Origin of the sequence: Oleiagrimonas citrea (assembly GCF_012395255.1) — a bacterium.
In the GTDB taxonomy this organism is placed as follows: domain Bacteria; phylum Pseudomonadota; class Gammaproteobacteria; order Xanthomonadales; family Rhodanobacteraceae; genus Oleiagrimonas; species Oleiagrimonas citrea.
In genome coordinates this window covers 237,025-250,666 of sequence record NZ_JAAZQD010000002.1, presented here as the reverse complement: position 1 = coordinate 250,666, position 13,642 = coordinate 237,025, and the positions used below count along the sequence as shown (strand labels likewise).

Annotated in this window: 14 protein-coding genes; 8 read left to right on the top strand and 6 right to left on the bottom strand. The window is 65.1% G+C overall.

What is annotated here, in order from left to right; translation table 11 throughout:
• Positions 1–3: 3 nt before the first annotated feature.
• Positions 4–1,095, bottom strand: coding sequence for a pyruvate dehydrogenase (acetyl-transferring) E1 component subunit alpha (gene pdhA / locus HF690_RS05090; RefSeq protein WP_168608680.1), 1,092 nt, complete (start codon positions 1,093–1,095; stop codon positions 4–6).
• A 407-nt stretch (positions 1,096–1,502) separates the two neighbouring features.
• Between pdhA and HF690_RS05085 the strand changes: the two genes are divergently transcribed.
• Together HF690_RS05085 and HF690_RS05080 are read left to right on the top strand one after the other, a co-directional pair.
• Positions 1,503–2,351 carry a tryptophan 2,3-dioxygenase gene (locus HF690_RS05085; RefSeq protein ID WP_168608679.1) on the top strand — a complete coding sequence of 283 codons (849 nt, stop codon included), beginning with the start codon at positions 1,503–1,505 and terminating at the stop codon, positions 2,349–2,351.
• Positions 2,352–2,417: 66 nt separating this feature from the next.
• Entirely contained in the window at positions 2,418–3,890 is a 1,473-nt protein-coding gene (locus tag HF690_RS05080; protein ID WP_168608678.1) for a peptide MFS transporter, read from the top strand.
• A gap of 22 nt (positions 3,891–3,912) precedes the next feature.
• Here HF690_RS05080 and HF690_RS05075 read toward each other — a convergent pair whose 3' ends face one another.
• On the bottom strand, positions 3,913–4,347 hold the full coding sequence (locus HF690_RS05075) for a MarR family winged helix-turn-helix transcriptional regulator (protein WP_113064330.1): 435 nt from the start codon (positions 4,345–4,347) through the stop codon (positions 3,913–3,915).
• 119 nt (positions 4,348–4,466) lie between these two features.
• Here HF690_RS05075 and hppD point away from each other — a divergent pair, with 119 nt between their 5' ends.
• Complete coding sequence (gene hppD / locus HF690_RS05070; protein ID WP_113064331.1) at positions 4,467–5,561, top strand: 4-hydroxyphenylpyruvate dioxygenase; 1,095 nt, start codon at positions 4,467–4,469, stop codon at positions 5,559–5,561.
• A gap of 51 nt (positions 5,562–5,612) precedes the next feature.
• On the opposite strand, the gene HF690_RS05065 is transcribed toward hppD, so the two are convergent.
• A complete protein-coding gene (locus HF690_RS05065) occupies positions 5,613–5,981 on the bottom strand; it encodes a DUF5362 domain-containing protein (RefSeq protein ID WP_113064332.1) in 369 nt (122 codons plus the stop codon).
• 150 nt (positions 5,982–6,131) lie between these two features.
• Here HF690_RS05065 and hmgA point away from each other — a divergent pair, with 150 nt between their 5' ends.
• From hmgA to tpx, 5 genes are all read left to right on the top strand, one after another.
• Positions 6,132–7,445 (top strand): homogentisate 1,2-dioxygenase, encoded by a 1,314-nt coding sequence (gene hmgA / locus HF690_RS05060; protein WP_168608677.1) that lies wholly within the window; start codon positions 6,132–6,134, stop codon positions 7,443–7,445.
• Positions 7,446–7,479: 34 nt separating this feature from the next.
• Positions 7,480–8,463, top strand: a complete 984-nt coding sequence (locus tag HF690_RS05055) for a fumarylacetoacetate hydrolase family protein (RefSeq protein WP_168608676.1) — start codon at positions 7,480–7,482, stop codon at positions 8,461–8,463.
• Positions 8,464–8,566: 103 nt separating this feature from the next.
• Positions 8,567–9,967 (top strand): oxygen-independent coproporphyrinogen III oxidase, encoded by a 1,401-nt coding sequence (hemN, locus tag HF690_RS05050; RefSeq protein WP_168608675.1) that lies wholly within the window; start codon positions 8,567–8,569, stop codon positions 9,965–9,967.
• A 196-nt stretch (positions 9,968–10,163) separates the two neighbouring features.
• Positions 10,164–10,325: a SirB2 family protein gene (locus HF690_RS05045; protein ID WP_168608674.1), complete on the top strand. Its 162-nt coding sequence runs from the start codon at positions 10,164–10,166 to the stop codon at positions 10,323–10,325.
• A gap of 118 nt (positions 10,326–10,443) precedes the next feature.
• Complete coding sequence (gene tpx / locus HF690_RS05040) at positions 10,444–10,944, top strand: thiol peroxidase (protein ID WP_113064337.1); 501 nt, start codon at positions 10,444–10,446, stop codon at positions 10,942–10,944.
• 19 nt (positions 10,945–10,963) lie between these two features.
• Here tpx and HF690_RS05035 read toward each other — a convergent pair whose 3' ends face one another.
• The 3 genes from HF690_RS05035 to HF690_RS05025 all read right to left on the bottom strand — a co-directional run bounded on the left by HF690_RS05035 (position 10,964) and on the right by HF690_RS05025 (position 13,532).
• The gene (locus tag HF690_RS05035; RefSeq protein WP_168608673.1) at positions 10,964–11,386 is read right to left on the bottom strand and encodes a group III truncated hemoglobin; all 423 of its coding nucleotides are present in this window, start codon (positions 11,384–11,386) and stop codon (positions 10,964–10,966) included.
• Positions 11,387–11,450: 64 nt separating this feature from the next.
• Positions 11,451–12,629: a lipase/acyltransferase domain-containing protein gene (locus HF690_RS05030; protein WP_168608672.1), complete on the bottom strand. Its 1,179-nt coding sequence runs from the start codon at positions 12,627–12,629 to the stop codon at positions 11,451–11,453.
• Positions 12,630–12,653: 24 nt separating this feature from the next.
• Positions 12,654–13,532 carry an SEL1-like repeat protein gene (locus tag HF690_RS05025; RefSeq protein ID WP_113064340.1) on the bottom strand — a complete coding sequence of 293 codons (879 nt, stop codon included), beginning with the start codon at positions 13,530–13,532 and terminating at the stop codon, positions 12,654–12,656.
• Between the last annotated feature and the right edge of the window lie 110 nt (positions 13,533–13,642).

The window sequence follows — 13,642 nt, the reverse complement described above, 5'->3', positions numbered from 1 at the left end:
CGGTCAGTGCTCCTTGGATTCCAGCGAGATGGCCTCGGCGCGCTGACGCGCGAGGTCTTCGGGCAATTCGGCGAAGGTGTAGTCGAACATCGCCGTGACCGGCTGGGCCTCGGTTTCCAGGTAGGCGTTGACCTCGTTGTCCATCCACTCGTCGCACTCGGCCTGCCAGGCGTCTTCCTTGGCCTGGTCCCAGACCTTCTTCGACTCCAGGTAGGCGCGCAGGCGCTTGACCGGTTCTTTTGCACGCGCTTCTTCGACTTCGTCGTTCTCGCGGTAGCGGCGCGCATCGTCGGCGGTGGTGTGGTCGCCGAGGCGGTAGGTGACCGCTTCGATGACGCTGGCACCCTCGCCGTTGCGGGCGCGCTCGAGCGCGTCCTCCATCGCCTTGCGCACGGCGATGATGTCGTTGCCGTCGACCTGGATGGTCGGCAGGCCGGCCGCGATGGCCTTCTGCGCCAGCGTTTCGGCACCGGTCTGGATGCTGCGCGGGACGGAGATGGCCCACTGGTTGTTGACGATCACGGCGACCAGCGGCAGCTTCTGCGCGCCGGCGATGTTGATGGCGCCGTAGAAGTCGGCCTTGGACGAGCCGCCGTCGCCGACGGTGCACACGGCCACGCGCTTCTCGTCGCGGATCTTGAAGGCCAGCGCACTGCCAGCGGCGTGCAGGCACTGCGTGGCGATGGGCACCGACCAGGCGAAATCGTGGCGGGCCGGTTCCTTCTGGTAGTCGTTGCCGCGTTCGTCGCCGCCCCAGTAGGTGTAGACCTCGCGTGGCTGCACGCCGCGATACAGCTGGGCGCCGTATTCGCGATAGCTGGGCGCGTATACGTCCTCGTCCTTCATCGCGCTGCCGATGCCGACGTGCGCGGCTTCGTGGCCCAGGCAGCTGGCGTAGGTGCCGAGCTTGCCGGTGCGCTGCAGGGCGATGGACTTGGTGTCGAACACCCGTGTGGAGACCATCAGCTTGTACAGCTCGACCATGTGGTCGAGGTCCTTGGCGAAGGCCGGCAGGTCCTTCTCCTTGACGACCAGCTTGCCCTCGGGATCGAGGTACTGCAGGTATTCGATTTCAAATTTGGCGGCGATGGACACGAGATCCTCCCGGAACGGTGATACGGAGCGGGCCTGCGTCGACACGGCGGGCGAGCGCGTACGCAGTGCGCGGAAACCGGCGCTGCGCGGCCTGCTGGGTTGTTGTGAAGACAGACGATTATCCCACGCCCGGAGGCGCGAGAGGTCGGGAGGCAAGTCGGCGGCCCATCCAGCGGAGCCGGCGCGGGGCTTGCCCGGTTGGCCGCCCTTGATAACAAATCGGCATGCTGCATCGCAAGGTACGGCGCAACATTTGCGCGCGCTGGTCTGCAAGAATTCTGATGGAAAGTCATTGTATAACATGAACTTGAAGACGGCTTTCGGAAATTGGTCTGGTTGCGGCGTACCGGAGGCCGAAACTTGCTGATACGCTTCCGGACTTTCCTTCCGTACGGAAATCGAGCGCCATGGCCGAGCACAATCGTCGCGATCTGGAAGACGGTATCGAGCGTGATCTGGAGCGCCGCCTGACCTATGCCGGCTATCTGCGACTGGACACCTTGCTGTCGGCGCAGGCTCCGGTCTCGCAGGAGGCGTATCACGACGAGATGCTGTTCATCATCCAGCATCAGGTGTCCGAGCTGTGGATGAAACTGGCAATCCATGAACTGCAGGCGGCGTTGCGCCTGCTTCGCGAGGACAAGGTCGGTCAGCTGCTGAAGGTGCTGGCGCGTGTGAAACAGATCCAACATCAGCTCTACGAACAGTGGGGTGTGCTGGAGACGATGACGCCCTACGAATATCTGAAGTTCCGCGACCAGCTCGGTCCCGCCTCGGGGTTCCAGTCGCTGCAGTATCGCTTGCTGGAATTCCTGCTCGGCAACAAGCACGCCGACATGCTGGACGTGTTCGCGCACGATCCCGATGGCCAGGCCCGTTTGCGCGCCGTGCTGGAAGCGCCGAGCCTGTACGACGAGACGCTGCGCTGGCTGGCGCGCAAGGGCCACGATGTGCCCCAGGCCAGTCTGGAGCGCGACTGGACCCAGCCGCACGAGCGCGATGAGGCCTTGCTGCCGGTGTTCGAGCGCATCTACCGCGATCCTGAACAGCACTGGCCGGAATACCACCTGTGCGAAACGCTGGTGGACATGGAGGAGAACTTCCAGCTGTGGCGTTTCCGCCACATGAAGACGGTCGAGCGCATCATCGGCCACCGACGCGGCACTGGCGGTTCGTCCGGCGTCGGCTTCCTGAAGAAGGCACTGGACCTGACGTTCTTCCCCGAACTGCTGGATGTTCGCGCGCAGCTGGGCTAAGCGAACTTTGTGCCAACGTGTGCAGTCTGATCGTGGGCCGCACTCTCACCACGACAGGACCTTTGCATGCATGCCACCGATGACGCCGGTGTTCCGGAACGCCTTCCCCAGGAACGTTTCTGGGGCCACCCACGTCAGTTGTGGATGTTGCTCGGGGTCACGGTCGGGCTGAATTTCGCTTTCTACGGGTTTCGCGCGTTCCTGACGCCGTACATCGCCGATACGTTCTTCGCGCATCTTGGCGCGTCGGCGGCGCAGAAACAGGCCGACCTACTGGCCAGCGGATTCCTCGCGCTGATGTATGCCACGCCCATCATCGGCGGATACGTGGCGGACAAGGTTCTCGGTGAGACACGCGCGCTGGCGATGTCCCTATGGCTGGGCACGATCAGTCTGTTGCTGATGGCCTCGCCGAGCCTGTCCGGTTTCGAGATCGGGTTGTCGTTGTTCGCACTGGCCGCGGGACTCGGGATTCCGCTGACGGTGCTGATCGGGCGCAACTACGCCAAGGACGATTCACGTCGCGAGGGCGGTTATACGCTGTATTACCTGGCGATCAATCTGGGCTCGTTCGTCACCCCGTTCATCTGCGCGGACCTGATCGGCCAGCGCTACGGCTTCCGCTGGGGGTTCGTGGCCGCGGCGGCGGGCATGCTGCTGGCCGCCGCGGTGTTCCAGTGGCGCAAACACAAGCTCGCCCCGATCCTGCCCGACGGTTCGCATCTGCATGGCCGCATGGCGACGGTATGGGTGCTGCTCGCGACGCTGGCGCTGACCTATCCGGTCGCGTTGCTGCTGGCCTACCCGACGGTGCTGCGCACGGCCATGTACGTGCTGATGGCGCTGCTGGTGATCTATTTCGTGGTGCGCTGCATCCAGCGCGGCGACCGCGTGCAGACCCAGCGCTATCTGGCGCTGCTGCTGCTGTTCGTGGCGATGGTGGTGTTCTGGGCGTTGAGCCTGCAGGGCGTGACGTCGCTGAATTTCTTCGCTCGCGATCACGTTGTCGCGCCGTTCCACTACACGCTGTTCCAGTCGGCCAATCCGCTGTACATCCTGCTGTTCGCACCGTTCATGGCCATGCTGTGGCCGTGGCTGCAGCGGCGCGGACGCGATCCGTCGACGCCGCGCAAGTTCGGCATCGGCGTGCTGTTCGTGGCGTTGAGCTACGGCTTGCTGGCCTGGGCGATTTCGCATGCGGCGGGCGACCGCGTGGGCTGGATGCCGCTGGCCCTGTGCTATCTGCTGCAGACGCTGGGCGAACTGGCCCTGTCACCGATCGGCTACGCCCTGGTCGGGCAGCTGGCCGCGCCCGAGGAAGCCTCGCTGGCGATGGGCGGCTGGTTCTTCGGCACGGCGCTGGCCTATCAGCTGGCCGGCTGGATCGCGACGCAGACGGCCTCCAGCGGCAACGCCCTGCAGGGATTCGCCGATTACGGTCACGTCTACGCGCGCCTGTTCTGGGGCGGTCTGGTCGTGGCCGTGGTGTTCCTGCTGGCCGCGCCGGGCATCCGGCGGCTCATGCACGGCGTGCGCTGAGGCGCATCGCCCTCCTGCGGAATCAGACCGGCGCCAACTTGTCCAGGATGCGTGCGAGGGTATCGATTTCCTCGCGGGACAACTGTGCCAGCATCTCGCGTTCGTGATTGCGTGCGCGCGGCGCGACCGCGTCGTGCACGCGCCAGCCTTCCTCGCTCAGGCGCAGCACCGAGCGGCGACGGTCGTTGCCGTGGCGTTCGCGATCCACGCGCCCGGCCTCGACCAGTCGCGACAGCGCGCGACTGACCGCGACCTTGTCCATTGCGGTGTGTTCGGCTACCTCGCGCGCCGACAGCGGCTCGAACCGCGCCAGCACCGCCATCACGCGCCATTCGGTCATCGACAGGCCGAATTCCTGCTGGTATTCGCGAGCAATCGCCTGGCTGACGGTGTTGGACAGGATCGACAGCCGGTAGGGCAGGAACCGTTCCAGTTTCAACGGAGCGTGGTCGGTCATGCGGCGCTGCGCCTTGCAAATGGTTACAGATGAAACTATAACGGCGGTCTGCGATGCGCAAGCCCGCGAACGATCGCCGGTGTGCGCTCATCACCCACTCAAGACACAGGAGCCGCCTCATGAGCGCACAACCCAATCTCGGCATGCAGGTCACCACGTTCGAGAATCCGATGGGCATCGACGGTTTCGAATTCGTCGAGTTTGCCGCGCCGGGCGAGCAGGCGGCCGAGCTGCACACGCTGTTCGAGCGCATGGGCTTCACCGCCGTGCTGCGTCACAACAGCCGTCCGATCACGGTGTATCGCCAGGGCGGCGTGAACCTGCTGGTGAACGAGGACCCGGATTCCTTCGCCGCCGATTTCGCGGCCCAGCACGGCCCGTGCGCCTGCGGTTTCGCGATCCGCTTCCAGAAGCCGGCCGGCGAGGTCTACGACACGGTGCTCGGCAATGGCGGCGAAGCCGTCGAGCACAAGGAAGCCAGCAAGGCGGTGAGCGCGCCGGTGGTCAAGGGCATTGGCGACTGCATGCTGTACCTGGTCGATCGCTACGGCGACAAGGGCAGCATCTACGACGGCGACTTCTCGCCGATCGAGGGCGCCGATCAGAACCCGAAGGGCTTCGGGCTGACCTTCATCGACCATCTCACGCACAACCTGTACTTCGGCAACATGGCGAAGTGGTCGGACTACTACGAGAAGCTGTTCAACTTCCGCGAGATCCGCTATTTCGACATCAAGGGCGCGAAGACCGGCCTGGTGTCCAAGGCCATGACTGCGCCGGACGGCATCGTGCGCATCCCGCTGAACGAGTCGGACAACCCGAAGTCGCAGATCAACGAGTACCTGGACGCCTATCACGGCGAAGGCATCCAGCACATCGCCTGCTTCACCGACGACATCTACGAGACGGTGGAGAAGATGCGTGCGGCCGGGATGGAATTCCTGGATACCCCGGACACCTACTTCGAAGTCATCGACGAGCGCATCCCGGGCCACGGCGAGGATGTGCCGCGCCTGGCGAAGAACAAGATCCTGATCGATGCCGACCCGGAGACCAAGAAGCGCCTGCTGCTGCAGATCTTCACGCAGAACTGCATCGGTCCGATCTTCTTCGAGATCATTCAGCGCAAGGGCAACGAGGGCTTCGGCGAGGGCAACTTCCAGGCCCTGTTCGAGTCCATCGAGCGCGACCAGATGAAGCGCGGCGTGCTCTGAGCGATCTGCGTGCGCTGCGCAGGCTTTCGCGCCTGCGCAGCGCGAGCGGACTCAGTGGAACTTGCCGCTGCTGAGCATGGCCGCGAAGATCGCTCCATACAGCAGGATCATCAGGACGCCGAGAATGATGCCGATCAGCATCAGTACTCCCTGGATCACGAAGTAGCTGCGCAGTTTGTCCAGCGACAGGCGGAAGGCAGCTTCATCGCCGGACGCATGGGCTTGCTCCAGTGCACCGGCGGACTGGTTCAGCAGTACGCCGATCCAGATCGGCAGCCAGGCGATCAGGATGCCGACAATGGACAAGGCGGTGAAGACACCCTGGATGATGAACATGATGCCCAGAAACTTCATCCAGCCCTTGGCGCCGGCCAGCGGCGTGCTGAGGTCGCGCACGATGGCGCTGCGGTCGTCGTTCATGGATCGAGCTCTCCCCTCGGTTCGAAGTGGCGCGGCCCCCCGGCCGTCAGCTGTCCTCAAGAGTAAGCGGGCGGGCATGGGGTCGCAACGCAGGTTCGTGATTCACCCTTCAATCCAGTACGCCTTCGGGCGCGGAAGGAATCTCCCAGCATGAACAGCACATCCCTGCAGTACCAGACCGGTTTCGGCAACGAGTTCGCTACCGAGGCGGTGCCGGGCGCATTGCCGGAAGGGCGCAACTCGCCACAGCGCGTGGCGCATGGCCTGTACGCCGAGCAGATTTCCGGCACCGCGTTCACCGCGCCGCGGCACACCAATCGCCGCAGCTGGCTGTACCGCATCCGTCCCGCGGTGATGCATCCGCCGTTCGAGCCGCTGGCGCACGCCACGCTGCACAACCGCTTCGACGAGGCGCCGGCCACGCCCAACCAGCTTCGCTGGGGGCCACATCCGATGCCGGAGGGCGATGCGGATTTCGTCGACGGCCTGTTCACCATGGCCGGCAACGGCGGCCCGGCGGCGCAGACGGGCATCGGCATCCATCTGTATGCCGCCAACCGCGACATGCAGGATCGCTTCTTCTACGACGCCGACGGCGAGCTGATGATCGTGCCGCAGGCCGGTCGTCTGCGCATTGCCACCGAGATGGGCGTGCTGGAGGTCGAACCGCAGGAGATCGCGGTGATCCCGCGCGGCGTGCGCTTCACGGTGACGCTGCCTGACGGCGGCGCGCGCGGCTACGTCTGCGAGAACTTCGGCGCGATGTTGCGGCTGCCCGAGCTGGGGCCGATCGGTTCCAACGGCCTGGCCAATGCGCGTGATTTCCAGACACCAGTCGCGGCCTACGTGGACGAGGAAGGCGAGTTCGAGCTGGTCGCCAAGTTCCAGGGCCAGCTGTGGCGCACGACGCTCGGCCACCATCCGCTGGACGTGGTCGCCTGGCACGGCAACTTCGCGCCGTACCGCTACGATCTGCGCCGCTTCAACACCATCGGCTCGATCAGCTACGACCATCCCGACCCGTCCATCTTCACCGTGCTGACCTCGCCCAGCGCCGTGCCGGGCACGGCCAACATGGACTTCGCCATCTTCCCGCCGCGCTGGCTGGTTGCCGAGGACACCTTCCGTCCGCCGTGGTATCACCGCAACATCGCTAGCGAATACATGGGGCTGGTGCACGGCGAGTACGACGCCAAGGAAGCCGGCGACGACGAGGACGGTTTCGTGCCGGGCGGTTCGTCGCTGCACAATTGCATGAGCGGGCACGGTCCGGACGCGGCCAGTTTCGAGAAGGCGTCGGCCATCGACACCTCCACGCCGCAGCACATCACCGATACCATGGCCTTCATGTTCGAGACCTGCGCGGTGATCCATCCGACGCGTCAGGCCATGGAATCGCCACGGCTGCAGTCGGATTACTACCGCTGCTGGCAGGATCTCAAGAAGCATTTCAAGGCGCCATGAGCGCCGCAAGCCACACCCAGAAAAAGGATTCGCGATGAAACTCGGTTCCCTGAAAGCCGGCGGCCGCGACGGCACGCTGATCGTCGTCAGCCGCGACCTCACCCGCGCCGTGAAGGCGGACGGCATCGCCGCGACGCTGCAGGCCGCGCTGGAGGACTGGTCCAACGCCGCGCCGCGCCTCAACGCGTTGTACGACGCGCTGAACGAGGACAAGGCGGACGGCGCGTTCGATCTCGACGAGACCGCGCTGGCCTCGCCGTTGCCGCGTGCCTACGAATTCCTCGACGGCAGCGCCTACCTGCCGCACGTGGCGCGCGTGCGCAAGGCGCGCGGCGCCGAGGTGCCGGAGACCTTCTACACCGACCCGCTGATGTACCAGGCCACCAGTGCCGGTTTCCTGGGGCCGCGCGACGACGTGGTCGTGCCCAGCGAGGACTACGGCATCGATCTGGAAGCCGAGGTCGTGGTGGTGGTCGACGACGTGCCGATGGCATCCACGCCAGCCGAGGCAGCCGAGCATATCCAGCTGATCGGCCTGGTCAACGACGTGTCGCTGCGCGGCCTGATCCCGGCCGAACTGGCCAAGGGCTTCGGTTTCCTGCAGTCCAAGCCGCGTTCGGCGCTGTCGCCGGTGTTCGTCACCCCGGACGAGTTGGGCGACGCCTGGCAGGGCAACAAGCTGCATCTGCCGATGCGCACCTGGATCAATGGCGAGTGGTTCGGCGAGGCCGAGTGCGGCGTCGACATGCAGTTCGACTTCGGTCAGCTGGTCGCGCATGCGGCCAAGACGCGTCCGCTGTCGGCGGGCGCCATTGTCGGCTCCGGGACCATCGCCAACGAGGACACCTCCAAGGGTGCTTCCTGCCTGGCCGAACAGCGCACGGTGGAAAAGCTGCGCGACGGCGAACCGAAGACCCCGTTCCTGAAGTACGGCGATCGCGTGCGTATCGAGATCACCGACAAGGAAGGCAAGAGCATCTTCGGCGCCATCGAGCAGACCGTCGCACCGATGCGCTGAATGCATCACGCCGCCCGCACCGAACCATAGTGCGGGCGGTCTTTGCGCCTCGACTTGACCAGAGTCAAGGTCGCCGAGGAGCGTCGAGCGCAGACTGCGCTCCATGATGAACGCCACCGACGCCCCCGTTTTCGATTCCGAACTGATCGCACGCTACGACAGCAGCGGTCCGCGTTACACCAGCTATCCGACGGCGCCGCATTTCGTCGACAGTTTCGACGAAACGGCCCTGCGCACGGCGATCCGCATCTCCAATGAGGAGCCGATTCCCAGTTCGCTGTCGCTGTATGTGCACGTGCCGTTCTGCTTCAGCCCGTGTTTCTACTGCGGCTGCAACCGCATCATCACGCGTGATATCGGACGTGCCGACGCCTATCTGGAGCGGCTGTACCGCGAGATCGAATTGACCGGCGAGTTGTTCGACCGCGACCGCGTCGTGCGTCAGCTGCATTTCGGCGGCGGTACGCCGAACTTTCTCGATCTGCCGCGTATGCGCGAAGTGCTGCACGTACTGGGCAGCCACTTTCATCTCAGCGGCGATGCGCATCGCGAGTTCGGCATCGAGATCGATCCGCGCTACGTGGACACGGACTACATCCGTGGTCTCGGCGAAGCGGGCATGAACCGCATGTCGATCGGCATCCAGGATTTCGACCCCGAGGTGCAGCGCGCCGTGAACCGCGTGCAGAGCGTGGAGCAGGTCGCTGCCATCATGCGTGCGGGGCGTGAATGCGGCTTCGGTTCGATCAGCGTGGATCTGATCTACGGTCTGCCGCATCAGACCGTGGAACGCTTCACGCGCACGCTGGACCAGGTCATCGCGCTGGGGCCGGATCGCATCGCGACCTACAGCTATGCGCATCTGCCGGAACTGTTCAAGGCGCAGCGCCGGCTGGAGCGCGAGGCGCTGCCGGACGCACAGACCAAGCTGGCGCTGTTCGGTCGCACGCTGGAACGGCTGACCGCGGCCGGCTACGTCTATATCGGCATGGATCACTTCGCCCGCGCCAACGACGACCTGGCCCGGGCGCAGCGCGCGGGCACGCTGCAGCGGAATTTCCAGGGGTATTCGACGCACGGCGATTGCGATATTGCGGGTCTGGGTGTCAGCGCCATTGGTCGCGTCGGCTCGACCTATAGTCAGAACGCGCGTGATCTGCCGACCTATTACGCGGCGCTCGATGCGGGCCATCTGCCCGTCGTGCGCGGGCTGCAATTGAATACGGACGATCTGGTGCGGCGTGAACTCATCGGCGAGCTGATGTGTCACGGCGAGGTCGACAAGGTCGCCTTCGGCGATGCGCACGGACTCCGTTTCGACGATTATTTCGCCGAGGACCTCAAGCGTCTTGCGCCACTGGTTGCGGACGGTCTGGTCTGCGACGCTACCGATGCCTTGCGTGTCACCGCGCGCGGACGGTTGCTGATCCGTCACGTGGCGATGTGCTTCGATGCCTATCTGCGCAGCAATACGACATCGACCAAGTACTCGCGCGCCATCTGAGCGAGGCCGCTGGGGCCTGGCTGCCCCCGTGCGCTTGGTTGATGCTGCCATGTCTGATGTTGCGGATTCGACACGGCGCGCGATGAGTTCCGGTCTGTCTGTGTGTGCTTTTGCCGTACCGACGCCGTCTCGGGCGCATGCGTTCCGGTGGACTGCACCAAGCTGAAACGGGCCGATCTGCATGGCCTGATTGAACATGTCGGCCTGTTCCTGGCCGGCACGTATGCATAGCGCCGGGGGGCGTGCCCGTCGTCAGCGCGCGCTGTGCTTCGTCGCCGCGATTGCGGTCTTCCTGTTCATGGTCAGTGCGGCGCGCGCGCATGCGCCGCTGGGTATCTTCCGTTTGCTGATCCAATGACGCGTCCGACGCGCACACGGTTTACATCGGACCGGTTGGTCCCCATATGCTGAGGGATGATCGCTGTCCCGATTCTCCGGGATAGTGCACCCATCCAACCCACCCCAAGAGGTACACGATGTCCCAGGTCACATTGCAAGGCAATCCGGTTCGCGTCGATGGCGATTTTCCGTCCGTCGGGGCCGTGGCGCCGGATTTCACATTGGTCGACAAGGAACTGAACGACATCGCGTTGGCCAGTTTCGGCAGCCGGCGCAAGGTATTGAACATCTTCCCCAGCGTCGACACCGGCGTGTGTGCGGCTTCGGTGCGGCGTTTCAATGAGTTGGCCGCGAGCCTGGATAACACAGTGGTGCTCTGCATCTCCGCCGACCTTCCGTTTGCACAGGCGCGCTTCTGCGGCGCCGAAGGGCTGGATCAGGTGCAGACACTGTCGACGCTGCGCGGCGATGCATTCCTGACCGACTACGGCGTGGCCCTTGCCGACGGTCCGCTAGCGGGCCTGGCCGCGCGTGCGGTGGTGGTGCTGGACGGCGACAATCGCGTGCTGCATGCGCAGATGGTGCCGGAGATCGCCCAGGAACCCGATTACGACGCCGCGCTCGCCGCGCTGTCCTGATGTCTTCCGGCCGGCCGTATCAATGCGGCCGGCCGCGTTCCCAGCGCCCGGCCAGCGGCACGCCCAGGTCGCGCCCGCGCGGTCGCAGGCCCATGCCCAGCATCAGGCCATGGCCGATGCGCTCGGCCAATTCGATCATGTGTGCGGCGGCGGAGGCCGGGAGTAGTGATTCGACGGTGTCGCGCCACAACGTCAACCAGCGCGTGAAGTGCGACGAGGTTGCTGGCAAGTCGCGATGCAGCGCCATCGGGTTGCCGCGGTAGTCGCCGGCGCGCAGCGCTGTGCTGCACCAGAAATCGACGAGCCTGCGCTTGTGCTCCGACCAGTCGCGTACGCGTGACTCGAACACAGGACCGAGTTCGGCGTCTTCGCGTACGCGGTCGTAGAAGCGGTCGACGAGGATGGTCAGGGCGGGTCTGTCGAGGCCGGGAATGTCGTTCATGGCGATAGGGTAGGGAGCGTGTCGACACGTTCGCGTACGTCGATCGCACACGCCATGATCTGCGTCAGACGATGTGCGCGGCGAAGCTGGACGGCTTGCCGTCCCAGGGTTCGAAATGGCTGCGGCCCGGGCGGTCCACCGAGTGCTGGGGGCCACGCCGGGTCATTTTCAGCGCCTTGCGGCCTTCGAGCCAGAGCGAAGTCAGGTTGGTCACGCGTTCGTCGCGGCACAGCAACGCGTGCTCCCCGGCATCGTCGAATGCGGCCAGGGTCACGCCCTTGAGCGCGGCGCTGAGCAGGTGCACGCGGCCGTCGCCGTGCATGTCGGCGGCGGCGTGAGCGAAGTCGAACCAGTTCGGGTTGCGCGGGTTGTTCGTCTGCACCGGCAGCGTGTGATGGGTCGGCTGCCCTGCGCCGCACAGCACCAGCACCTTGTCAGCGGCGCGTGCCAGCGCCGCATCGCTCAGCATCGGCGCGTTGCTGTGACCCTTCTGACGAGCACGCCGGCCGCGAATGAAGGCTTCCGCGTCGCGGAGAAAGCGCGATTGGAATTCGCTTTTGTCGCGGACATTGGCCTGCCAGCGCCCGGGGTCGAACAGATCGACGTCGCGGCCGTCCTCGTCCACCGCGGCATGCGTCCAGGAGGGCGTCATCTGGTACACGGACGGGAAGGTGCGGGCGATGCGCCGGTAATCCTCGTCGGTGCCGAACCAACCGTCCTTCTCGCCGACCACCAGGGCGTAGGGCGCACCGATCGCGCCGCGGAACGGTGGGGCGATGAACACGATGCGGCCGACGCCGGCGAATGGATCGCGTGCGTTGCGCAGCGCCAGCGCCGAGCGCAGCAGCAGGCCGCCCAGGCTGTGGGTCACGAATTGCAGTTCGCCGGAGCGTCCCGCGGCCCGTTCGCGGCCGGTCAGTTCGTCCATTGCGCGTACCAGTGCGGCAGCGGACATCTCCAGCGGTTTGCGCCAGTCATAACTGAACGTGTAGACCGGCTCGGGCTGCTTCCACGCGCGCAGCTTGCTGACGATCGCTCCGTAGGCGTAATGGAGCAGCCGCGAAGGACGCATCCAGTGACCGTCCTGGGCGTCGTAGCGACCCTCGGCCAGGCTGAAATCCAGTGGGTCTTCCAGCACGTCGCCGATGGCCATGTCTTCCAGTGACCAGCGGTGCGGCCAGTCCATCGGATAGGTATCGACGAGTTCGGAACCCTTGATGCCCGGAAGAAAGACGATGGCCACGGTGTGGAATCCTGGAGTGGGTGCTCAGTGGACAGGGCGCAGCACGCGGAATTTCTGGGCGTTGTGGACGATCGAAACGCGCAGGTAGCGCGTGCCCTCGCTTTCCGCGACCGAATTGGCCAGGGCATGATCGAGATAGTGTCGAAGCATGTCGTCCATCGATGCCTTGGGCACGGCGTCGAGCAGCCAAATCTTTCCGGGCTTCCCGTCGGGCTGGAAGGCAACCATGTACTCGGCCATGCCGTTGACGTTGACGTTTTCCGATGCGTCGACGCCGGCAGGATCCTGCACGAGTCGAGTGCGGCCGGTGCGGCGATCCTTGTTGTAGGCGTCGATGCCGCGTCGTATCGAGGTGTCGAAGCGCGCGACCATAGCGCCGACGTGCTTCGAAGCGGCCTTGTCGATCTTGCCGCCGGCATCGGTGATGCGCTTGATCAGGTTCGACGCATAGGCCGAGTCCTGGCCGCGCTGATCGCGCTGCAGTGCCAGGGGGTCGTGATACCGGGCGTACATCTGCGCCCAGACCATGGCCTGCGCCAGGCGACCGGCCTGCAGTTCCAGCTCGCCGAGCTTGGCCATGGCCATGACGTCGCCGTGCACGGCCGCGTTGCTCAGGAGGATGCGCGCCTGGCTCAGATCGCGCTTGACCGGAGAACCCTTGATCCCGGCTCCCTGCCAGTAGAACGTCCCCGCCAGATCCTGGGCGCGGACCTGGCCGCTGTTGGCCAGCGCAATCATCTGCGCGAACAGCTTCAGGCGCGCGGCGCGGGGAGCGGAAGCATCCAGCATGCGCGGGTTGAATCCGTTTTCCGTGTAGGACGGAGCGGGTTGTGCCATGAGTGGGCCGGTCGCGGCCAGCAGGATCAGGGCGAGAGAGGCGAGCAAGCGGGTCTTCACGCGCACGGCGAATCCTTCCTTTTGTTGATGTCGATAAAAAAACCCGCATGCCGAACGGCATGCGGGTTCACTTTATCGCTTTCCGGCGTTGAGAAAAACGGCGGTCGGCGGGGTGC